This window comes from Parvibaculum sedimenti (assembly GCF_009184905.1).
GTDB classification, from domain to species: Bacteria; Pseudomonadota; Alphaproteobacteria; order Parvibaculales; family Parvibaculaceae; genus Parvibaculum; species Parvibaculum sedimenti.
In genome coordinates this window covers 1-21,510 of sequence record NZ_WESC01000010.1, presented here as the reverse complement: position 1 = coordinate 21,510, position 21,510 = coordinate 1, and the positions used below count along the sequence as shown (strand labels likewise).

Genomic DNA, 21,510 nt, shown 5'->3' with positions numbered 1-21,510 from the left:
ACGGGAACGCGCCGGCATGCGACAGACTTCCGGCTGCGCGCGGCCCGCCGGACATATTACCGGCCTGGCCCAGGGCGCCAGCAGCGGCGAGAAAGAGCGCCGGATTAGAGATCATGCAGCATAAGCCTCACAAACCCATTTTCTTTGACGCCAGCGGTCGAAGGGCCGCCCATATTTCCATCATCGGCTGGATAGCCGCCGTGCTGAGTACGCTGGTCGGCCTCGCCTTTCTGGCCAGCATCGTCGCGGTGCCGCATTTTGCCTCGCTGAAACTGCCGGGCCAGCTTAGCGCCGTGCCTTCAGCTCAGCTCGAAAAGCAGGCGCGGTCGCCGGAGCTGTTGCGCTCCGCCACCCATCTCGGCGACAAGGCGCGGGCTCTGCGTGATAAGCGTGTCCGCGAAAAACAACGCCGGCTCGAACGCGCCCAGCATAACGGCGCCATGTCCGCGATCCTGGAGCCGCAGCAGGGCCGTCCGCTTTCGATCGCCTTTTACCCGACCTGGGGCAGCACCAATTTCGCCTCGCTGCAGCGCGCGTTGCCAAATCTCGACTGGGTGGTTCCGACCTGGCTCAATCTGGCAGGTCCACAGCTCACCCTGAACCAGTCCTTCGACCAGCACGTCAACGACTACATCCGGGTGACGAAGCCTGGCGTTGCCATTCTGCCGACGCTGCAGAATGCCTGGGAGGGCAAATGGGACGGGCCGGGCCTCGGCAAGCTGCTTGGCGATGAAGCGCGCCGCCGCGCGCTGGTGGCCAATGTCGCGGGCTTCGTCGGCCAGCACCATTTGCAGGGCGTCGTGGTCGACTTCGAGGATCTGCCGGTTCCGGCCCGCAAGAACCTCAAGACATTTCTCAAGGAACTGCACGACGCTTTTGCGCCGCAGGGCTGGGTGGTCGCCATCGCGACGCCGGTGGGCGACGACACATGGCCTTTCGCGGACATGGCGAAGGCTGTCGATTACACCATGCTGATGATTTATGACGAGCATTGGGGTTCAGGCACGGCCGGCCCCATCGCGGGCCAGAGCTGGTTCGAGGATATTCTCGACAGGCGCATGAAGACGCTCGATCCGGCGCGGACCATCGTCGCGCTCGGCGCCTACGCCTATGACTGGAATGGCGGCGATGTCGACAACCTCTCGTTCGAGGACGCTGTGATCGCCGCGCATGACTCCGGTGCGGACATCGACTTCGACGCCGCAAGCGACAACCCGCATTTCTCCTATATCGAAGACGATAATGTGCGGCACGACATCTGGTTCCTTGATGGCGTGACGGCCTATAACCAGATCCATGCGGCAGACCCCTATCAGCCTGCGGGCTATGCGGTATGGCGCCTCGGCGGCGAAGATCCGACCATCTGGAACGTCATGGGCAGGCCCTATGACGCGGCGGCGCCCGGGACCATGGGCACAATTCCGATCATCGACGACATCGACTTTGAAGGACGCGGCGAATTCCTGAGCGTTGCGGCCGAGCCGACAACGGGCGCGCGCAAGTTCGAGGTCGATGCGAAGACCGGCGACATCGACGACGAGACCTATACGAAGCTGCCGACCACCTATGTCATCAAGCAATATGGCGGCGCGCCGAAGAAAATCGCGCTGACCTTCGATGACGGGCCGGACCCCGAGTGGACGCCGCAGATCCTCAACATCCTGAAAGAGGAGCATGTGCCGGCGACCTTCTTCGTCATCGGCGCCAATGCGGAATCGAATCCGGATCTCATCCAGCGCATGATCGCGGAAGGGCACGAAGTCGGCAGCCACACCTTCACGCATCCCAATCTCTCGGTGACGACCAATGAGGCGACGGTTCTGGAGCTCAATGCGACGCAGCGCCTTTTCCAGGCGCTGACGGGGCGCTCGCTCCGGCTTTTCCGTCCGCCCTATCTCGGCGATTCCGAGCCGACCGACTATGAAGAGATCGTGCCGGTGAAGATCGCGCAGGATATGGGCTATCTCACCGTCGGTCTGCATGTCGATCCGCTCGACTGGACCCGGCCCGGCACGCAGAAGATCATCGACGAGACGATCAAGCAGGTGCACGAGTCGACGCCCGACATGCCGCACAACATCGTGCTGCTCCACGATGCAGGCGGCGACCGCGAGGAGACGGTCGAAGCGCTGCCGGAGATCATCAACCGCTTGCGCGCCGAGGGCTATGAATTCGTGCCGGTCTCGTCGCTGATCCCGCTGACGCGCGAACAGACCATGCCGAAACTGCCGCTGACGGTGAGCCTGCTCACGGACCGGGCGGTGTTCCTGACGCTGAGCACGGCGGGCCATGTGCTCTACTGGTCGTTCGTCACCGCCATCTGGCTCGGCATCGGGCGGCTCATCTTCCTCGTCGGGTTGAGCCTCTGGCGGAGGCATAAGGAACTCACCGGCGTCGAGCCACCGATCGAGACTGAAGGCCGCCGCGTCTCGGTGCTGATCCCCGCCTATAATGAGGAGAATGTCATCGTCAATACGGTGAAGGGCATTCTCGGCGGCGACTACAAGAACATCGAGGTCATCGTCATCGATGACGGCTCGAAGGACGGCACGCTCGCGGTGCTTAACGAAAACTTCCGCGATATGCCGCGCGTCGAGATCGTCTCGATCCCGAATGGCGGCAAGGCCAATGCGCTGAATGTCGGCATCGCCCGGGCGACGGGCGAAGTGGTGGTGGCGCTCGACGCCGACACGCAGTTCGAGCACGACACGATCTCGCGCCTGGTGCGCTGGTTCGCCGACCCCTCGATCGGCGCGGTCGCGGGCAACGCCAAGGTCGGCAACCGCATCAACATGATCACGCGCTGGCAGGCGCTTGAATATATCGCCGCCCAGAATCTGGAGCGGCGCGCGCTCGCCGCGCTCGGCACTCTCACGGTGGTGCCGGGCGCGGTGGGCGCATGGCGCCGTTCGGTTCTGGCCGAACTGGGTGGCTTCCCGGCCGACACGCTGGCGGAGGATCAGGACCTCACCATCCATCTGCAGCAGGCGGGCTACCGCGTCGTCTTCGACAGTTCGGCGCTTGCCTGGACCGAAGCGCCCGCGACTTTCAGCGGGCTTTCAAAGCAGCGCTTCCGCTGGTCCTATGGCACGCTGCAATGCCTGTGGAAATATCGCGCCATCACCTTCCGCCCGCGTTACGGCGCGCTCGGCATGATTGCGTTGCCGCAGGTCTGGCTCTTCCAGATTTTGCTCACCGCCCTCGCGCCGCTCGCGGACGTGCTTCTTGTCTGGCAGCTCGTCGGGCAATGGATTTCCTGGGCGCAGCACGGCGCGGAATTCCAGACCAACGACCTGAAGCTCATCGGCATCTATTACTGCGTCTTCGTCGTGGTCGATCTGGCCGCCGCGATCTTCGGCTTCCTGATGGAACGGCGCGAACAGTGGAGCCTGCTCTGGTGGCTGGTGTTGCAACGCTTCGGTTATCGCCAGCTCATGTATTATGTGGTCATCCGCTCGCTGGTGACGGCGCTGCGCGGGCCTTTCGTGGGCTGGGGCAAGCTCGAACGCATGGGCACGGTCGCGCTGGACAGGAGCAAGGCGCGCTGACCGGGCTCAGGCCCGCTTCATCAACGGCATGACCTGAACGAGGATGGCGGCTGCGAGAACCATCGCGCCGCCCGTCCAGCCGGCAGGCGTCAGACGCTCGCCGAGGAGAAGCGCGCCAAAGGCGGCGGCGAAGAGGCTTTCCAGTGAAAGCAGGATTGCGCTGTCGGCGGGCGGCGTATGCGTCTGCGCGATGCTTTGCAGCGTGAAGGCGATGCCGCCCGAGATGAAGCCCGTATAGGCGAGTTCGCGCCAGCTGAGGAGCGCCGCATCGAGGCTCGGGCTTTCGACGGCAAAGCCGATGCCGAGTCCGAGCGCGGCCGCCACCGCGAACTGCATCAACGTAATCATCACCGGCCGGCGAAGGTCATAGGCGAGACGCCCAAGGGCAATGATCTGCGCCGCCCAGAAGAGCGCGCCGATAACGAGGAGCCCGTCGCCCCATCCGAGCCCGTCGATCCGGCCGCCGCCGAGAAGAAAGGTGCCGAAAAGCGACAGCGCCGCCGCCGGCCAGATCGCGGCAGGCAATTTGTGGCGCAGGAACACGGCACCAATGGCGGGCACCATGACGACGTAAAGCGCGGTGAGGAAACCGGCATGGGTGACGCTGGTCAGCAGCAGGCCAACCTGTTGAAACGCCACGCCGCCGAAGAAGATGGCGCCAATGCCGATCAATGCCGGCACGCGCGACAAGGGCAGGGGATTGGGGGCATTGCGCGCCTCGGCCAGCGCGAAGGGCAGGAGCGCCAGCGAGGCCAGCACGAAGCGCGCGCCGATGAAGCTGAACGGCCCCATATGCGCCATGGCCGTCGACTGGCCCACAAAAGCGCCGCCCCAGATGAGCGAGGCGAGAAGCAGCAACAGGTCGGCGCGAAGGCGGGTCATTGAAATGGCGGGGGCTGGGAACGGGCGGCGAATATGCCCCGCCCGCTACGCTTGTTCCAGCCCTAGATAGGCGTGCGCGTCTGCGAAAGGTTGGGCATATGCGTCATCATGTAGGTCATGAATTCGCGGCCCAGGCTGAACTGCGCCCCGGACACGATGAGAAAGCCCACGAAGATAAGCCAGCTCTTCCAGCTGTCCTGCGGCGCGCCGGCCAGCGGGTCGGGGCCGAAGCGATTGTCGCCGCTGGTCCCGCGCAGAAATGAAATCTCGATGAGCGGCCAGAGCTGCACCAACGGCACGATGAGAAGCAGCAGGAACCAGCCGCTGCGCCCGCGATCGTGGCAACGCTTCACCGAGATGGCGAGCGTCGGCCACAACATTGCGAGCTGAGCGATAGTGTACCAGCCCTGATTGATGCCGGTCATAGTGCGCATGAACTCCTCTTCGTTCATGCCGGGCGTGATGCCCGCCGCCATCACACCCTGCAGCATCAGATAGAGCATGCCGAGCCCCACCACGCTGGCGAGCAGGCCAACGCCCCAATAGGCCCGCCGATTGGCGCGGCCCCGGAATGAAAAGAGAAGTGAACCGATATCCATCGCGAAAGCCCCCTGCGGCCGCCGCCGCCCAGCCCGGCGGCGCAGACGATCCTGCCACAGATGGATGACAGAGCGATGAGGAAATGACGCTGCGCACGAGTAGTCCAGCGGTTGAGATCGCGACCTTGCAGCGCATGCCCTGCGCCGTCATGGCCCGGCTTGACCGGGCCATCCACGTCTTTCCCGGGCGTGGTGGCGCGCGAAAATCGATCCGCTAACGGAAAGATTTACGCTGGATCGGCGTCAGTCTTCCTTGCGGACGCCCTTGAAAGGCTTGTGGTCGGCCTTCTGATCCATGAACCGGCCCGTCGAGGTGTCGCGCTTCACATAGCGCTCATTCTGCGGATTGAAGACCTGCGACCGGCCCTTCACAGCGCCATTGCGGTGCCCGTCGCCCTTCGGAGGATTTGTGGCCATTGCCTCTCTCCTTGCATTTGGAACGAAGCAAGAACATATTCCGAGTCGGGGCCAATGGCAAGGCTGGGCTAAGCTCCCAGACTTGTTACGATTCGGACGGCGAGGGGACATGACCAACAGGCTTTATTACGGGGACAATCTCGACATTCTGCGCGAGCACATCCGCGACGAAAGCGTCGACCTCGTCTATCTCGATCCGCCCTTCAATTCGAACGCGTCCTACAACGTCCTCTTCAAGGCGCCGGATGGGCATGACTCCCATGCACAGATGGAAGCTTTCGACGATACCTGGCATTGGACCGATTCCGCCGAGCGTGCCTTCGACGAAGTGATGCGCTCTGGCAATTCAGATGCCGCCGAGATGCTGCGCGCCATGCGGTCGTTTCTCAAGGAGAACGATATGATGGCTTATCTCACCATGATGGCCGTGCGCCTTCTCGAATTGCACCGTGTGCTGAAACAGACGGGCTCGCTATATCTCCACTGCGATCCGACGGCGAGTCACTACTTGAAGATTTTGTTGGATGCGATTTTTGGGCCAACAAACTTCGGCAACGAAATTGTTTGGAAGAGGCAAAATGCAAAGGGATTGGCATTTACACGCTTCGCAAGAAATCACGATATCATATTGAGGTACACAAAGTCGGACGAGTGGATATGGAACGGTCAGTATACAGAGCATGACCCGGAATATCTGCGCCAATTTTACAAATATAAAGACGAGGATGGGCGGGTTTATCGACTCGCGGATTTGACGAATCCAAATAAGAATAGACCAAATCTGACGTATGAATTTTTAGGCGTCACTCGTGTCTGGCGGTGGACACGTGAGCGTATGCAAAAGGCCTACGAAGACGGGCTGGTTGTTCAAGGTAAACCCGGACAAGTGCCGGTTCTAAAGAGGTATTTGGATGAACAGGAAGGTAATCCTGTTGATGACGTCTGGCTGGATGTAATGCCAGTACAAGCTCAAGCACAGGAGCGTCTTGGCTATCCCACGCAGAAGCCGTTGAGCCTTCTCGAACGCATTCTTAACGCCTCATCTAATGAAGGCGACGTTGTCCTCGATCCCTTTTGCGGTTGCGGCACAACCGTTCACGCCGCACAGAAGCTCAATCGCCAGTGGATCGGTATCGACGTGACGCATCTCGCCATTTCGCTGATCCAGAAGCGATTGCGCGATGCCTTCGGCCCCATTTCTATCGACGTGCATGGCGTGCCGAAGGATCTCGGCGGTGCGCAGGCACTCGCCGAGCAGGACAAATATCAGTTTCAGTGGTGGGCCGTGTCGCTGGTCGATGCCGTGCCCTTCGGCGGGAAGAAGAAGGGCTCTGACGGCGGCATCGATGGCTACATCTATTTCAAGCCCGATGGCAAGGTGACGGAGAAGGCCGTCGTCTCCGTCAAGGGCGGACAGAATGTCGGCGTGACGATGGTGAAAGACTTGATCGCGACGGTGGACCGCGAGAAGGCGAAGATGGGCGTCTTCATCACGCTTGCGCCGCCGACCGGGCCGATGATCAAGGAGGCCGCGTCGGCAGGGCGGTACCACACCGAGTATGGCGAATATCCGAAGATTCAGATTCTCACCATCGAGCAATTGTTCGAGGGGCGCCGGCCGGAAATGCCGTGGATCGACCCAACCGTATTCAAGAAGGCGAAGCGGGAAACGAAGGACACGCAGGGCAAGTTGCTTTGAAGCAAGACCCCGGCATTCGCCGGGGCAGGCGTGGATGGCCCGGTCAAGCCGGGCCATGACGAAATGGGAAATCACCGGCGAGAGCGGCGATGGCGGGATCGACGAGCAGGTTCTCGCGGCGATTTGAAAACCGCAAGCCGCTCGCTCTCAGCGCATGAAGGCGAGGAAGATCAGGGCGAAGATCGCCAGTGCGACGGCGCCGCCGATGATCTGCGGTCCATATTCTTCCTTGAGGCTCTGGGGCGTCTTCTCGATCTCGTCGTGCTGCGGAAGAATGGTCATCTCTGCCTCCTTGCCCGGCGGGCGGCGTCCCGCGCGGGCGTTTTGGTGAAATCGGAGCGGCTGGGGGCTTTCGCCGTTTGCCCTAGCCGGTAATGACGTTCAGCGTCGAGGCGAGATCCGTGGCCGAGGAAATCACGAGCAGGCTCAGGATCGCCCAGGCCGCAAACAGAGAGAAGGCGAGCACATAGCGCACGCCATGTCCCGTCACGCCGCCGCGCACGTTGTCGCTGTTGTGAAACCGAGCGGACATAGGCTCCTCCCGTTCCCCGTGGAGGGAAACTGCTCCCGCCTCGGCGCGGATCGCGCGGTGAAGCGGGACGGTCGGAGCGCCTCACGGGGCAGACACCCCGAACACTCGTTACCGGAAGAGTTTATGACTCATGCCCCGGCTTAACAAGCGGGGCGGGGTCTGCGATCCTGATGCACATGAACAGGCCGTCCGCTCCCGATCTCCCTCCATCCGGCGCTTCCGGGCCGCTCGCCAGCGCGGGCGCCCACTGGACCATTTATTTTCCCGCGCTGGTCGTGGCGCTGGTCTGGCTGGCCGTCTTCGCCTGGGCGGCACTTCACGAGCCGCCGCTTGCGGGGCTGCGCGCTCTGGCGCTCGCCGTGGTGGCGCTCGGGACGCCGGTGCTCGCTTTCGCGGCTGCGCTGCGCGCGCGGCTTCTGTCGGTCGAGATATGGCCCAGGGGCCGGGAAGGCACACAGGCGGCGGCGGAGCGCGAACTGGTGCTGCGCGACGGCTTTGCCCGGCCGCGCTCGTTGCGCGTCGGCGCGCGGGAGATTGCGTCGATCAGGATCCGCCGTTCGCTGCCGCAGCGGCTCTTCGGCGGCGGTGCGCTTGAGATCAAAATGCTGTCGGGGGAGCGTGTGCTGATTGCCGACCTCGATCGGCCCGACGCGCTCGCTCACGCGCTTGCGGTCACGCCGGCTCACGCGCCTGTGTCCGCTAAACTGCGGTGATGCGCCGCGAGGACGAGCCGCTCAGGCCCCGTAGGCGGCCAGATAGATATTGATCGCTTCGTCGGCCCGGTCGAGCGCATCGACGGGAAGCTCGAAATCCGCGACGAAGAGGGCGGGCCAGACGAAAAGCTCCTTGATCATGCCGATGCCGATGCGCGCGCCGAAGGCGGTGTCGTGAGGCTTCAGCAGTCCGCGCCGGACCATTTCGTCGAGGGCCGCCTGCAGGCGCGCATAGCGGCCGACGACCACGGTGTCGAAGACGTAGCGCGCCAGCTCGGGCGCGGCCGATACCTCCGCGATGGCAACGCGCAGGAGCGCGGTGACCTGGGCCTGCTGATGGACGGAATGGGCGCTGGACAGCGCCTGGAAGAAGAATTCGCGCGCGGTGGTTGCGGGCGCCATTGTCCCGAAATCGTCCTGCACCGAAGCCGCGGTGTGCCTCACCACGGCGGCGAACAGTTCTTCCTTCGACTCGAAATGCTTGTAGAGCGTGGCCGTCGAGACATCCGCGTCCCGCGCGACGTCCGCCATTATGGCTTTGGAAAAGCCGTCGCGCAGAAACAGGGCCTGCGCCGCTTTGATAATGCCGTCGCGCTTGGGGTCGCTGGCGGTCTGCTTTTGGGGGTCGAACGTCATCTTGTCCTCGTGAAGGGCCTGATCCTCTGGCGTCGCGATCATGCGGCGTAGCGCGCGAGGAAAACCTGAATGATTGTGCGAATCTTGTCTTCCGTGTCGGAAGGCAGCGTGAAACTCGTGTCGAAGATCGCAGGCCAGACGAAGAGTTCCTTGATCATGCCGGAAAGAAGCTGGGCGCTGAGGTCCGTGTTGTTCGGCTTCATGATCCCGCGTTCGACGCACCGGTCGAACAGCGCCACCAGACGTTGCCGCCGGCGCTCGGTCAGCAGATGAAGGGTTTCGGCGGCGAGGGCCGGGCTGGTCGTCGTTTCCGCGATCACGATGCGCATCAGGTCGTTGGCGCCGCGCTCGAACTGGTTCGTGAGGTAGGTTCGGCCGATCGTCAGCAGAATGTCGGCGAGCGCCGTCTCCGTTCCTTCCAGATCGGAAAGGTCTTCGACCTGCGTTATTGCATCCATGATGATGGCTGCGAACAGGTCTTCCTTCGACGCGAAGTGCTTGTAGAGCGTGGCGGTGGAGACGTCCGCGTCGCGCGCGATCTCGGCGACCGCCGCGCGCGAAAAGCCGTCGCGCAGGAACACGGCGCGCCCGGCCTGCAGGATGGAAGCGTGCTTGGCTTCACTGACATTGCGTCTGTAGTCTTCGAGTCCCAAGATTTCCTCTTAGTTCTTGTCGGAGGGGCATGTCCCGTAGAGTTCGAGATAGACTTTGACCGCTTGCCTTACGACGGTTTCGGCATTGTCAGGCAGCGTCATATTAGCCTCAAAAAGGGTAGGCCATATGAAATATTCCTTCATAACGCCCCCGAGGAAGCACGCGCCGTAATGCGTGTCATGCGGCTTCAGCTTTCCGCGGGCAATGAGTTCGTCGAGCGCCTGCGTACTGGCGATGTGGCGTGGCGTGATAAAGTTCTCGTAGAGATGGCGCGCCCGCTCGGGCGCGGTCGCGACTTCGGCAATGACGACACGTAGAAGCGCGCTGGTGCGCCGCTCAAACTGCGTCCTCAAGGAACGCATGCAATAGGCGACGATGACGTCTTCGACGTTCTCGTCTTCCGCCATGTCCTCATATTCAATCGTGACATAGGCTTCCTTCAGAACGGCATCGAAAAGCTCCTCCTTCGATCTGAAGTGCTTGTAGAGCGTCGCCGTTGAAACCTCGGCATCGCGCGCAATGTCGGACACTGAAGCGCGCGAATAGCCGTCGCGCAGAAATACGTCGCGGCCCGCTCTGAGGATGGAGGCGTGCTTCGATGCGCTGACGCTGCGTCGGTAGTTTTCAAGCCCCATTTTCTCTCACCCCTGTCGCGCTTCGCTTCTGTCTCTCATGTGCCGTAGAGACGGAGGTAATCCTTCACCACCTGTCGAATGACGTCCTCGGCATGTTCCGGCATCGTGGTTTTGTTATCGAAGAGCGCGGGCCAGATATAATGTTCTTTTATCGCGCCGATGAGGAGCCGCACGCCGAAGTGGCTGTCATGTGGCTTGAGCGTTCCGTGTGCGATCAATTGGTCCACGATATCCGCCAATTTCTGGTATCGGGAGACGATGAATTCATTGAAGGTGTCGCGCGCCAGATCCGGTGCGCCGGGCACCTCCGCGATGACAATACGCAGAAGTGCTGTCGCATTCTTCTCGAAGTGTGTGATGAGATAGTTGTTGAGGACCGCTACCATGGTGTCTTCGAGACTCGCATTGTCCGGAAACGGAGGAATCTCCTCTTCGTGGTCGGCGTCTTTCACCACGGCGACGAAAAGCTCTTCCTTCGATGAAAAATGTTTGTAGAGCGTGGCTGTTGACACATCAGCTTCGCGCGCGATGTCGGCCGCCGCTGCGCCACTGTAGCCGTGTTCGAGGAAGTGCTTTCGGCCGGCCTTCAGTATCGCGGCGTGCTTATTTTCACTTACTGATCGGCGGTATTCTTCGAGCCCCAATTGTTTACCGGTCCCTTTCTGCCTTCAGGCAAAGCATGTTCTGCTCATCGTGGGCATATACGCACGGGAACTTCGATTGGCTCACATGGTAAAATAAAATAACGGTTATAAAATACGGAATAATACGAATACGCCTAGGTGTATCTCAAAGTGAAAGCATCAGTTTTCTTGCGGCCTCTGACGTAGATGTAGCTGTCGACAGGTATTCGTCTTCAAATCCGGCAGCTTGGTTAGGGGGAATACACCTATTATGTGGCAATGTTGCTGACATGGTTATTTGCGTAAATGAGGTACGCGCTCAGGTCAGCCAGCTGTCCCCTTGCCTTCGACGAGGGGTATCTCCCCAGGTTTCCGCAGTGAAACATTGTCCGTGCACAAACCTATATCCCTTTCACACAGGGATGAATTCTTGTTGCCTTTGTAGGGGCGGAACGCTGAAGCTGATGAAAGCCCGGGACAGGGTGCCGTAACGATGCTTGAGGAGAGGCTGTGGCTGACACGCAAACAGGCCTGCCTGACTCCACGCTGGTCGCGCAGCTTATCGAGGCGATTCCCAGCCCGATCTACTATGTGGACACGGAAGGGCGTTTCCTCGGATGCAATGCGGCGTTCGAAGCCTCTTGTGGGTTAAGTCGAGGTGCTCTGCTCGGCAAGACGGCCCATGAGATATGGCCCAAGGACCTGGCCGACACCTATCAGGCCGGGGATATCGAAGTGCTGGAAAAGCCGGGGCCGCATGTCCAGGCCGCCGAGGCAATATTTGCCGACGGCAGCCGCCATCAGGTGATCCTTCATCGCGCCGCCTTTTTCCAGGAGGACGGCAGCCCCGGCGGAATTGTAGGTGTCGGTTGGGACGTCACCGACAGGGTGCGCGCCGAGCAGGAATTAAAGGATCACCTTCAATTTTCAGAGCAACTGATCGAGACGGTGCCGAGCCCGATCTTCGTCAAGGACAAGGACGGAGTTTATCTGGCGTGCAACCGCGCTTTTGAAGAATTTTGCGGCCTGAAGCGGCAGGACGTGATTGGCAAGACGGTGTTCGAAGTCTGGCCCATGGAACTCGCCCGGACCTATCGCTCCGCCGACGACGCACTGCTGAAGAAGGGCGGCGTTCAGGTCTATGAGGCGTTCATGCGCGCGGCCGATGGATCGAATCGCAATGTGATCTTTCATAAGGCGACCTTCAACAAGGGCGATGGAAGTGTCGGCGGCATCATCGGCGTGTACTGGGACGTCACCGCGCGAAAGCGCGCTGAGCAGGCTTTGCGCCATAGCGAAGAGCGATTTCGGCGCATGGTCGAGAACGCTCCGTTCGGGGTGCTCCTGACCGATGAGCACGATGCTATTACCTTCACCAACCGGCGGTTTGAGGAACTGCTCCACTATCCGGCGGAGCGGATGGAGAACCTCGAGACCTGGAGCGCACTCGTTTACCCCGACACGAAGTACCGTGCGGAGGTCATGGCTCAGCATGTCAGGGACATTGAACTTTTGCGCTCCGGCGAAATGGACGCCTCGCCCGTGCGGGAGGTGCAGGTCTCATGCGGTGACAGTATCGTGCGGGACATGGAGGTCGTGATCACCGTCGAGGAGAACCTCGTCTACTGGGTCTTCAATGATGTGACGGTGCGCAATCGCGCCGAGCAAGCCCTGCGTGACGTGCTTCAGGCCGAGGCTTTGCATGATCCGCTCACGTCGCTTTACAACCGGCGCTATCTGGATCAGGCGCTGGAACGCGAGTTCTCGCGCGCCGCCCGCTCCGGCAAGACCGTATCGGTGGTGATGACGGATATCGATCACTTCAAGAACGTCAACGACACCTACGGGCATGACTGCGGCGACAAGGTTCTGCAGGCCATCGCCCGGATACTCAATACGCATATTCGCAAGGGGGATACGGCCTGCCGCTATGGTGGCGAGGAATTCACGCTTCTGTTGCCCGATGCTCCTCTGGAGAGTGCGGTCGAGCGGGCCGAGCGGCTGGGTGAGCTCATTCGGGATTTGTCTGTGTCGTGCGACGGAACGACTATCGCGGCGGTGACCATGTCGTTCGGCGCGGCGACCTATCCGGAACATGGCGACACGCCGGAAAAGGTGCTCAAGGCCGCCGACGAGGCGCTGCAACGCGCCAAGAGCGAAGGGCGAAATCGTGTTGCCGCCGCATATGAGTTTCGCGACACGCCCTGATGGATCAGGGTGCCATTTCGGCCAGGGCGACGGCGAGCCGCTTCGCCGATCTGGCGATCTGCGCTTCGGGGATTCCGGCGAAGCCCATATGCAAGCCGCTGAGGCTGGGTTTGCCGAGATAATAGGGGGCAAGCGGAGCAACATGAATGTTGGCCGCGGCGGCAAGGGCCGAGGCGTGGCGGTCATCCAGACCGTCTCTCAGACAACCGACGAGTTGCATTCCGCCATCGCAAGGCGTGAGTTCCAGAAACGCGACAAGCTCGCGTTCCGCTGCGTCGATGAGCGCCGCGCGCCTTGCCGCGTAGATGGTACGCATGCGGCGGACATGAGCGCCGAAATGTCCTTCGCCTATGAACTCCGCGAGCGCCGCCTGAATGATGGGCGCGGGCACATGGCCGGTAAGGCGGATGGCCGCGCGGAAGGCGTCGACCAGTGCGTCGGGCACGATCAGATAGCCGACCTTGAGGCCGGGGAAGAGCGTCTTCGAGAATGTGCCCATATAGAGGACGCGGGTGGCGCGATCGAGCCCCTGCAGCGAGGCGAGCGGCCGTCCGGCGTAGCGATATTCGGAATCGTAATCGTCCTCGATGACCCAGGCGTCGGCGCGGCGCGCGAAGTCGAGCAGAGCCAGCCTGCGCGGCAGCGAAAGCGTGACGCCGAGCGGATATTGATGTGACGGCGTGACATAGATGAGCCTCGGTGCGGGCTCCAGCGCGATGCCGGCGGCGACGTCGAGCCCCTCGCCATCGACGGGCACGGGCATCAACCGTGCGCCAGCGCCGAGCAACGCCGCGCGCGCGCCGAGATAGCCGGGCTCCTCGATCCAGACGGCATCTTCCGGATCGATGAGCATCCGCGAGGCGAGATCCAGCGCGGCTTGCGCGCCCGTTGTCACGATCACCTGATCCGGTGTGCAGATGACCCCGCGCGCCGCGCCGGCATGGGCGGCAATCGCCTCGCGCAGAGGCGCGTAGCCTGCGCCGGTCTCGTAGCCGAAAAGACCATTGCGCGGGTCGCGCGTCCGCCGTCCAAGGAGGCGGCTCCACAGCGCCGCCGGAAACTGGTCGACAGCGGGGAGCCCGTGCTGAAAGGCGCGGGCCTGACCGCGTTCATATCCGATGCCGGGGCGCCTGATGGCCGCGACGGTTTCGCCGCGCCGGGAGAGGCGATTGGGGTTCGCGGGGGCTGTCTGGTCCGGTCCGCGCGCGGCGCTGCCGCCGACTTCGAGAAGATTGTCAGGCAGGGATGAAGCAATCCGCGTTCCCGCGCCGATCTGGCCCTCGAGATAGCCCTCGGCGGCGAGCTGCTCATAGGCCGAGAGGACCGTGTTGCGGCCGACGCCGAGATCGGCTGCGAGGCGGCGCGAGGAGGGGAGGCGCCCACCCGCCGTCAGGCGGCCCTCGAGGATCGCACCGCGAAGCGCGTCATAGAGCTGGCGGTAGAGCGGCGTATCGGCTTGCGGGTCGACGGCCAGCAGGTCGAGGGAAAGTGGAGTGCGCAGCATGGGCAAGCTCGGCTTTGTTGTGGCCCTATCATATGAACAGAAATGGACCTGTTAACAGGGCCAATTTCTGACAATTTCGCCGCTCGACAGGAAGGAGCGCAAGCTCGACCTCCAGAAGGATATTGCCCGTGAGCGACTACCAGACATCTCCACAACACCGCGTTCGCCAGGTCGCGCGTCGCGCCCATTACGACCGCGAGACGGTCCATGCGATCCTTGATGAGGGTCTCGTCGCACATGTCGGGTTCATGGCCGCCGGCGGGCCCGTTTCGCTGCCCATGTTCTATGTGCGCGACGGCGAGAGTGTGCTGGTGCATGGCTCGCGCACCAGCCGCTTCATGAAGACATTGGCGGCGGGCGCCCCGCTTTGCCTCACGGTGACGTTGATCGACGGCCTGGTGCTCGCACGCTCGGCCTTTCACCACTCGATGAATTTCCGCTCGGTTATGGCGCATGGGAGCGCTACGCCGGTTCCGGTGGAGGAAAAGCCGCGCGCGCTCGATCTTTTCACCGAGCGTGTGGAGGCAGGACGCTCCAGGGTGGCGCGGGCCGCGAACGCCATTGAACTGAAGGCGACCGAAATCCTGCGCCTGCCGTTGATCGAGGTCGCGGCCAAGGTGAGGCAGGGCGGGCCCAATGACGATGCCGAGGACATGGACCTTCCGGTCTGGGCGGGCGTCGTTCCGGTGTCGCAGGTTCCGGGCGTGCCGGTGGAATGGCCTGCGGGGAAGGTCGAGGCCTGAAAACCGGCGCTTTTCCCAGCGATCGCCTGTTGCACCGCAAGAAAAGCGGGCTTAGGTTTGCGCCGCTTTTCCGGGCAAACCCGGGCAAGCGTTTTTTGTCGCGCGCGGGGGCCTGAGCCGCTGCCCGCGCCCCTTCCCGGAGTGACGAACATGGCCTTCCTTTCGGACTCGCTGAAGCGCATCAAGCCGTCGGCAACCATTGCCGCGACCCAGAAAGCGCGCGATCTGAAAGCAGCCGGCGTCGACGTCATCGGCCTCGGCGCGGGCGAGCCTGACTTCGACACGCCGGACAACATCAAGGAAGCCGCCATCGACGCCATTCGCCGCGGCGAAACGAAGTACACAGATGTTGGCGGCATCCCGGAGTTGAAGAAGGCGATCGCCGCGAAGTTCAAGCGCGAGAACGGGCTCGACTACACGCCCGCTCAGTGCTTCGTCGCGCCCGGCGGCAAGCCGATCATCTTCAACGCGATGGCGGCGACGCTGAACCCCGGCGATGAGGTCATCATTCCGGCACCTTACTGGGTGTCCTATCCCGACATCGTGTCGCTGCTTGGCGGTACACCGGTCTTCGTGTCGACGGGCATGGAAACCAATTTCAAGCTCCAGCCGGAAGCGCTCGAAAAGGCGATCACGCCGAAGACGAAGTGGTTCATCTTCAACTCGCCGTCGAACCCGACCGGCGCGGCCTATACATGGGACGAGCTGAAGAAGCTCACCGACGTTCTGGTCCGTCACCCGCATGTCTGGATCCTGTCCGACGACATGTATGAGCATCTCTCCTATGACGGTTTCAAATTCGCGACGCCGGCGCAGGTGGAGCCGAAGCTCTATGACCGTACGCTGACGATGAACGGCGTGTCCAAGGCCTATGCAATGACCGGCTGGCGTATCGGCTATTGCGCCGGTCCGCTCGAACTCATCAAGGCGATGACGACGATCCAGAGCCAGTCAACGTCGAACCCGACCTCGATCAGCCAGTGGGCGGCCGTCGAGGCTCTGAATGGTCCGCAGGACTTCATTCCGGAACGTGCCGAGAGTTTCAAGGCGCGTCGCGACCTCGTCGTCTCGATGCTCAATCAGGCGAAGGGCCTCAAATGCCCGACGCCCGAAGGCGCCTTCTATGTCTATCCGTCCTGCGAAGGCTGCATCGGCAAGACGACGCCCAAGGGCAAGGTCATCGGCAACGATCAGGACTTTGTCGAGGCGCTGCTGGAAGAAGAGGGCGTCGCCGTGGTGCATGGCGAAGCCTTCGGTCTGTCGCCTTTCTTCCGCATCTCCTATGCGACATCGACGGAAGCGCTGACCAAGGCCTGCGAACGCATTCAGCGCTTCTGCGCCTCGCTCCAGTAAAACGCGCGTCGATCGAACCAGAACAGAAGAGGGCGATCCGGATTATCGGGTCGCCCTTTTTCCATTTTCGGTTCTCTCGCCGGCTGCGACACTCTGATCATTGGAATTATTCTAATTGACTTGCGGCCTACGCCAGACGGTTCTAGATTCCAAATCCCGCAGCAAGGAGGACCTGTCATGCAGATCGACATCGGCATTACCGAAAAGGACCGCAAGAAAATTGCGGACGGGCTGTCGCGTTTGCTCGCCGACACCTACACGCTTTATCACAAGACCCACTACTACCACTGGAACGTCACGGGGCCGATGTTCAACACGCTGCATCTGATGTTCGAGACGCAGTACAATGAACTCTGGCTTGCGGTGGATCTCGTGGCCGAACGCATCCGTTCGCTCGGCTTCCCCGCGCCCGGCGGCTACAAGGCCTATGCGAAGCTCACCAAGATCGAGGAAGATGATGGTGTGCCCAAGGCGCAGGACATGATCAAGAACCTCATCAAGGGCCACGAAACCGTGACGCGCACGGCGCGCGCCATCTTCCCGCTTGCCGATGAAGCGCATGACGAGCCGACGGCGGACCTTCTCACGCAGCGCATGGAAGCGAGCGAGAAGACCGCGTGGATGCTCCGCTCCATGCTCGGCTGAAACGGCCCGTCATCAAACGTGAATTGCGCGGAACGCCATGACATCCGATAAGGGCGTCATGGCGTTTCCTTTTTCCCCCTCCCTTGTCATCTTCGATTGCGATGGCGTTCTGGTCGACAGCGAGCCGGCCGCGAACCGTCTGCTTGTGCGGGTTCTTGCCGAAGATGGCTTCGATGTTTCCTATGAGGAATGCCGCAGGCTCTTTGTCGGGCGCACACTCGAAGCCGTGAGAAGCCATGTGGAGGCGGCAATAGGCCGCCCGCTCGGCGATCATTGGCCGGCCTACATTCGCGATGAAACTTTGAAGACGTTTGCCGAGGGGCTCTCCCCCGTCGAGGGCATCGAGCCTGTGCTGCTGGACCTCGCTGCGCGAGGCCTGCCTTACTGCGTCGCCTCATCCGGCAAGTTCGAGAAGATGCGCTACACGCTGGGCGCGACGGGGCTGTTGCCGCTGGTCGAAAATGTTCTTTTCAGCGCCGAGCAGGTGGGGCGGGGCAAGCCCGCGCCGGATCTCTTTCTTCATGCTGCCCGCGAGATGGGCCATGCGCCGGAGAGATGCGTCGTCATCGAGGACAGCGTGCCCGGCGTGCAGGCGGCGGTCGCGGCGGGCATGCCGGTGCTCGGTTATGCGGGCGACCCGCACACGGACGCGGCGGCGCTCAAAAGAGAAGGCGCCCATGTCTTTTACGACATGAGCGCCTTGCCGGGTCTGATAGGGCTCTAGTTTATTCCGCGGCCTGCGCCTGGGCTTCCTCGGTGGCGATGAAGCGCTCGGCTTCGAGCGCCGCCATGCAGCCCATGCCCGCCGCCGTGATGGCCTGACGATAGGTATCGTCGGTAACGTCGCCTGCGGCGAAGACACCGGCAATATTGGTCGAGGTCGTGCCCGGAACAACCTTGAGATAGTTGCCCGGCTTCATGTCGAGCTGGCCGGCGAAAAGCTCCGTCTGCGGCGCATGTCCGATGGCAACGAAAACGCCATGGGCGGGAATGATGCGCGTTTCGCCCGTCTTGACGTTGACGATCCTGGCGCCCGTGACGCCGAGCGGTTCCTCGGTGCCGACGATCTCATCAATGGCCGAATCCCAGATCACTTCGATCTTCGGATGCTTGAACAGGCGCTCCTGCATCACCTTTTCGGCGCGGAAGGAGTTGCGGCGATGGATGACCGTGACCTTGGTCGCGAAATTGGTCAGGAACAGCGCTTCCTCGACGGCCGAGTTGCCGCCGCCAACCACGATCACTTCCTTGCCGCGATAGAAGAAGCCGTCGCAAGTGGCGCAGGCCGAGACACCGAAGCCCTGGAACTTCTGCTCGGAGGGAATGCCGAGCCACTTTGCCTGCGCGCCCGTCGCGATGATGACGGCGTCGGCCGTGTAGATGGTGCCGCTGTCGCCGGTGAAGCGGAACGGGCGCTGCGAGAGTTCGGCCTTCACGATCGTGTCGCCGACCATGTTGGCGCCCATGTGGCGCGCCTGCGCTTCCATCTGCTCCATCAGCCAGGGGCCCTGAATCGCCTCGGCGAAGCCCGGATAGTTTTCAACTTCCGTCGTGATGGTGAGCTGGCCGCCCGGCTGGATGCCCTGAATGAGGGTCGGCTCCAGCATGGCGCGGGCGGCGTAGATCGCAGCGGTGTAGCCGGCAGCGCCGCCGCCGATGATCAGGACCTTGGAATGCTTCGTCTCGGACATGATGGGTACCGTTGGCTCGCGGCTTCGGGGGGTGTTTCTGAAGGGTAGGGCGGGCCGCCCCATCATATAGGGATGAAGCGGCCCGGCCAAAAGTCGGCTCAGTTGAGCTTAGAGGGCTTCGGCGTGGGAGCCGAGATACTTGGCGACGCCCTTGGGGTCGGCGACCATGCCTTCCTCGCCCTTCTGCCAGCCAGCGGGGCAGACTTCGCCGTTTTCCTCGTGGAACTGGAGCGCATCGACCATGCGGAGCGCTTCGTCGGCATTGCGGCCGAGCGGCAGGTCGTTGACGAGCTGGTGGCGGACGACGCCTTCCTTGTCGATGAGGAAGGTGCCGCGCAGCGCGACGCCGGCGTCCTCGATCAGCACGTCATAGTCGCGCGCGATCGACTTCGTGATGTCGGCAACCATCGGGAACTTCACCGGACCAAGGCCGCCATCCTTCGGCGCCGTGTTGCGCCAGGCGTTATGCGTGAACTGGCTGTCGACACTGACCGCCACAACCTTCACGTTGCGCGCTTCGAACTGCGGAACGCGGTTCGAATAGGCGAGGATTTCGGAGGGGCAGACGAAGGTGAAGTCGAGCGGGTAGAAGAAGACGAGGCCATAGGAGCCCTTGAGATGCGCCTTCAGATTGAAATCTTCGACGATTTCACCATCGGCGAGAACGGCTGCTGCCGTGAAATCGGGGGCGGGTTTACCGACGAGTACGCTCATGACTGGCTCCTGAGACCTGGAAAAGAGAGAACTTTGGAATTGCTCCAAACTAGTAGTTGCTAGTTAGAGGCATTCCAATAAGAAATCAAGGGGGATTTTGTTGCAATCGCGAAGGCGGGGCGCGATGTCGCAGCAGGTAACCCGCAAGGGCGGCGCCCGCTTTCAGCCGCCTCAAGGAGACGGCACCGACTGCATAACATGTCCGTGGCATGTGTTGAATGTCCAGAAGGCGATCTGCTGTGGATGAATCATGCTGTGAGTAACCACGTCTACGCACACAATACCCGCACTGAAAATGTGTGCTTATGGACTGCTGTGTTCTTGAATGACTGATTGAAACGGCGGTTTTTATTTGGGTTTTTACAGTGAAGTGGATCAGTACATCGCTGCAGGACAGATAATTTCGTGCTAAATTTTATTTAATGAAGAGGTTGAGGGGCTGGCAATCATGGGGCGCATATGTGTGGTCGCCGTTTGTACGCGTGACAGGCCTCTTTTCCTTGGCCGGTGCCTGAGAGCTCTGGCTGCGCTCGAACAGGCCCCCGACATTTCGCTGCGGCTCCTCGTCATTGACAACAGTGCGCGCCCCACGAGTTCACGGCAGGTGCTCGATGAAGCGCCGGATGGACTCGCCGCCCTTGCGCCGTCGCTGGTCCATGAGTCGAGGCTAGGCATTCCCTTCGCGCGAAACAGGGCCTTCGACTTTGCCGATGAGGTAGGGGCCGATGCGGTCATCTTTCTCGACGACGACCAGACGGCCGCGCCGAACTGGGCGCTGACCCTCTGCCGGGTGCAGGAAGAAGAAGCCTGCGACGCAGTGAAATGCGAAGTGCGCTGGGAGTTCGAGGCGCCGCAGCGCTTCAAGGAATTCTTCTACCACCCGCCGTCGGAGCCGGAGCCGCTGCGCTGGCAATATTCGTCTTTCCTCGTGCCGACCAACGGCGTGCTGATCGGCCGGCGTCTTTGGGATGAATGGGGTCTCCGCTTCAACGAAGAGTTCCCGCTCACGGGTGGCACCGACGTTGATTTCTTCTCCCGCGCCTGGGGACGCGGCGCAAAAATCATTCATACGTCGGAGACTTTCGCGACGGAGTTCTGCGACGCGGCGAAGCAGAAGATGTCATGGCTCCTGCGCCGGAGCTTCCGCGTCGGAAACACGGAAGCCGCAATGCGCCTCAAGGGACGCGGCCGGGCCTACTATTTCGGCAAGGGCCTCCTCTGGGTTCCCTGGTATGCGATGCTCGCAGCCCGCAATCTGCCTGCGCCCAACACGTCGCTGCGCTATTTCCTCAAATCGGTGAAGGGCGCGGGGCTCATGGCGGGCTCCATCGGCATCAGTGTTAACGAGTATCGTCACATCATAGGAAGGTAATCGACGATCAGGCGGCCGCAGCTTTGCGGAAAGCGTTTTCCCAAAGGTCTGTCAGCAGCTTCTTGTGAACGCGGATGTCCGATTTGCGGGCCTGCTCGAAACCGCGTTCGCGGATCCCGTCCGGCACGGGTTGGCTTACGATCTTGCGCACCTCGTCGATACTGTCGAAGAGGTAGCCTGCATCGCCCAGATAGTCCCTGAGATCAGGACGGATGTTGGCGATGCAGACGCCGACGCCTGACGCCTGCGCTTCCGCGACGGCCATTGACGTGCCACTGAAGTTTCCCCCACGGGGGATTAGAGCCTTGGCATGATTATGCCCTCTCGGGCGGGTTGAGCAAC

The 21,510-nt window shown here is 61.8% G+C and carries 22 protein-coding genes; 9 read left to right on the top strand and 13 right to left on the bottom strand.

The window, feature by feature from the left end; genetic code table 11:
• The first annotated feature begins 113 nt into the window (after positions 1–113).
• On the top strand, positions 114–3,548 hold the full coding sequence (locus tag F2P47_RS11880) for a trifunctional glycoside hydrolase family 18/polysaccharide deacetylase/glycosyltransferase family 2 protein (protein WP_152216587.1): 3,435 nt from the start codon (positions 114–116) through the stop codon (positions 3,546–3,548).
• A gap of 6 nt (positions 3,549–3,554) precedes the next feature.
• On the opposite strand, the gene F2P47_RS11875 is transcribed toward F2P47_RS11880, so the two are convergent.
• From F2P47_RS11875 to F2P47_RS17710, 3 genes are all read right to left on the bottom strand, one after another.
• Entirely contained in the window at positions 3,555–4,430 is an 876-nt protein-coding gene (locus F2P47_RS11875; RefSeq protein ID WP_152216586.1) for a DMT family transporter, read from the bottom strand.
• Positions 4,431–4,492: 62 nt separating this feature from the next.
• Positions 4,493–5,029 carry a DUF805 domain-containing protein gene (locus tag F2P47_RS11870; protein ID WP_152216585.1) on the bottom strand — a complete coding sequence of 179 codons (537 nt, stop codon included), beginning with the start codon at positions 5,027–5,029 and terminating at the stop codon, positions 4,493–4,495.
• 243 nt (positions 5,030–5,272) lie between these two features.
• Complete coding sequence (locus tag F2P47_RS17710) at positions 5,273–5,446, bottom strand: hypothetical protein (protein WP_185681084.1); 174 nt, start codon at positions 5,444–5,446, stop codon at positions 5,273–5,275.
• Between the two features lie 109 nt (positions 5,447–5,555).
• On the opposite strand from F2P47_RS17710, the gene F2P47_RS11865 reads away from it, so the two are divergent.
• Positions 5,556–7,145 (top strand): DNA methyltransferase, encoded by a 1,590-nt coding sequence (locus F2P47_RS11865; protein WP_152216584.1) that lies wholly within the window; start codon positions 5,556–5,558, stop codon positions 7,143–7,145.
• A gap of 147 nt (positions 7,146–7,292) precedes the next feature.
• On the opposite strand, the gene F2P47_RS18060 is transcribed toward F2P47_RS11865, so the two are convergent.
• Together F2P47_RS18060 and F2P47_RS17705 are read right to left on the bottom strand one after the other, a co-directional pair.
• Positions 7,293–7,427 (bottom strand): hypothetical protein, encoded by a 135-nt coding sequence (locus F2P47_RS18060; protein ID WP_281349288.1) that lies wholly within the window; start codon positions 7,425–7,427, stop codon positions 7,293–7,295.
• An 82-nt stretch (positions 7,428–7,509) separates the two neighbouring features.
• Positions 7,510–7,677, bottom strand: coding sequence for a hypothetical protein (locus tag F2P47_RS17705; protein WP_185681083.1), 168 nt, complete (start codon positions 7,675–7,677; stop codon positions 7,510–7,512).
• Between the two features lie 176 nt (positions 7,678–7,853).
• Between F2P47_RS17705 and F2P47_RS11860 the strand changes: the two genes are divergently transcribed.
• Positions 7,854–8,390, top strand: coding sequence for a PH domain-containing protein (locus tag F2P47_RS11860; RefSeq protein ID WP_185681082.1), 537 nt, complete (start codon positions 7,854–7,856; stop codon positions 8,388–8,390).
• A 21-nt stretch (positions 8,391–8,411) separates the two neighbouring features.
• On the opposite strand, the gene F2P47_RS11855 is transcribed toward F2P47_RS11860, so the two are convergent.
• Genes F2P47_RS11855 through F2P47_RS11840 form a run of 4 tightly spaced genes read right to left on the bottom strand, consistent with a single transcriptional unit; the run spans position 8,412 to position 10,959 of the window.
• The gene (locus F2P47_RS11855) at positions 8,412–9,068 is read right to left on the bottom strand and encodes a TetR/AcrR family transcriptional regulator (protein ID WP_152216582.1); all 657 of its coding nucleotides are present in this window, start codon (positions 9,066–9,068) and stop codon (positions 8,412–8,414) included.
• Positions 9,065–9,679: a TetR/AcrR family transcriptional regulator gene (locus F2P47_RS11850; protein ID WP_152216581.1), complete on the bottom strand. Its 615-nt coding sequence runs from the start codon at positions 9,677–9,679 to the stop codon at positions 9,065–9,067. Before F2P47_RS11850 ends, F2P47_RS11855 begins: the two co-directional genes overlap by 4 nt.
• 9 nt (positions 9,680–9,688) lie before the next feature.
• Positions 9,689–10,315, bottom strand: a complete 627-nt coding sequence (locus F2P47_RS11845; protein WP_152216580.1) for a TetR/AcrR family transcriptional regulator — start codon at positions 10,313–10,315, stop codon at positions 9,689–9,691.
• A 35-nt stretch (positions 10,316–10,350) separates the two neighbouring features.
• A complete protein-coding gene (locus tag F2P47_RS11840; protein ID WP_152216579.1) occupies positions 10,351–10,959 on the bottom strand; it encodes a TetR/AcrR family transcriptional regulator in 609 nt (202 codons plus the stop codon).
• 489 nt (positions 10,960–11,448) lie between these two features.
• Here F2P47_RS11840 and F2P47_RS11835 point away from each other — a divergent pair, with 489 nt between their 5' ends.
• Entirely contained in the window at positions 11,449–13,146 is a 1,698-nt protein-coding gene (locus tag F2P47_RS11835) for a diguanylate cyclase (RefSeq protein ID WP_152216578.1), read from the top strand.
• A gap of 4 nt (positions 13,147–13,150) precedes the next feature.
• Here F2P47_RS11835 and pdxR read toward each other — a convergent pair whose 3' ends face one another.
• On the bottom strand, positions 13,151–14,650 hold the full coding sequence (gene pdxR / locus F2P47_RS11830; protein ID WP_246176863.1) for a MocR-like pyridoxine biosynthesis transcription factor PdxR: 1,500 nt from the start codon (positions 14,648–14,650) through the stop codon (positions 13,151–13,153).
• 128 nt (positions 14,651–14,778) lie between these two features.
• On the opposite strand from pdxR, the gene F2P47_RS11825 reads away from it, so the two are divergent.
• From F2P47_RS11825 to F2P47_RS11810, 4 genes are all read left to right on the top strand, one after another.
• Entirely contained in the window at positions 14,779–15,393 is a 615-nt protein-coding gene (locus F2P47_RS11825; RefSeq protein WP_152216577.1) for a pyridoxamine 5'-phosphate oxidase family protein, read from the top strand.
• Positions 15,394–15,543: 150 nt separating this feature from the next.
• The gene (locus F2P47_RS11820) at positions 15,544–16,746 is read left to right on the top strand and encodes a pyridoxal phosphate-dependent aminotransferase (RefSeq protein WP_152216576.1); all 1,203 of its coding nucleotides are present in this window, start codon (positions 15,544–15,546) and stop codon (positions 16,744–16,746) included.
• 177 nt (positions 16,747–16,923) lie between these two features.
• Complete coding sequence (locus tag F2P47_RS11815; protein WP_152216575.1) at positions 16,924–17,391, top strand: Dps family protein; 468 nt, start codon at positions 16,924–16,926, stop codon at positions 17,389–17,391.
• A gap of 37 nt (positions 17,392–17,428) precedes the next feature.
• Positions 17,429–18,115 (top strand): HAD family hydrolase, encoded by a 687-nt coding sequence (locus F2P47_RS11810; RefSeq protein ID WP_246176862.1) that lies wholly within the window; start codon positions 17,429–17,431, stop codon positions 18,113–18,115.
• 1 nt (position 18,116) lies between these two features.
• Here the strand turns inward: F2P47_RS11810 and trxB are convergent, their stop codons facing one another.
• Both trxB and F2P47_RS11800 read right to left on the bottom strand, forming a co-directional pair.
• Positions 18,117–19,082 (bottom strand): thioredoxin-disulfide reductase, encoded by a 966-nt coding sequence (gene trxB / locus F2P47_RS11805; protein WP_152216574.1) that lies wholly within the window; start codon positions 19,080–19,082, stop codon positions 18,117–18,119.
• A gap of 108 nt (positions 19,083–19,190) precedes the next feature.
• A complete protein-coding gene (locus F2P47_RS11800; protein ID WP_152216573.1) occupies positions 19,191–19,796 on the bottom strand; it encodes a peroxiredoxin in 606 nt (201 codons plus the stop codon).
• Between the two features lie 448 nt (positions 19,797–20,244).
• Between F2P47_RS11800 and F2P47_RS11795 the strand changes: the two genes are divergently transcribed.
• Positions 20,245–21,168 (top strand): glycosyltransferase family 2 protein, encoded by a 924-nt coding sequence (locus tag F2P47_RS11795; RefSeq protein ID WP_152216572.1) that lies wholly within the window; start codon positions 20,245–20,247, stop codon positions 21,166–21,168.
• A gap of 7 nt (positions 21,169–21,175) precedes the next feature.
• Here the strand turns inward: F2P47_RS11795 and F2P47_RS11790 are convergent, their stop codons facing one another.
• The gene (locus F2P47_RS11790; protein WP_152216571.1) at positions 21,176–21,433 is read right to left on the bottom strand and encodes a hypothetical protein; all 258 of its coding nucleotides are present in this window, start codon (positions 21,431–21,433) and stop codon (positions 21,176–21,178) included.
• Positions 21,434–21,510: the final 77 nt, after the last annotated feature.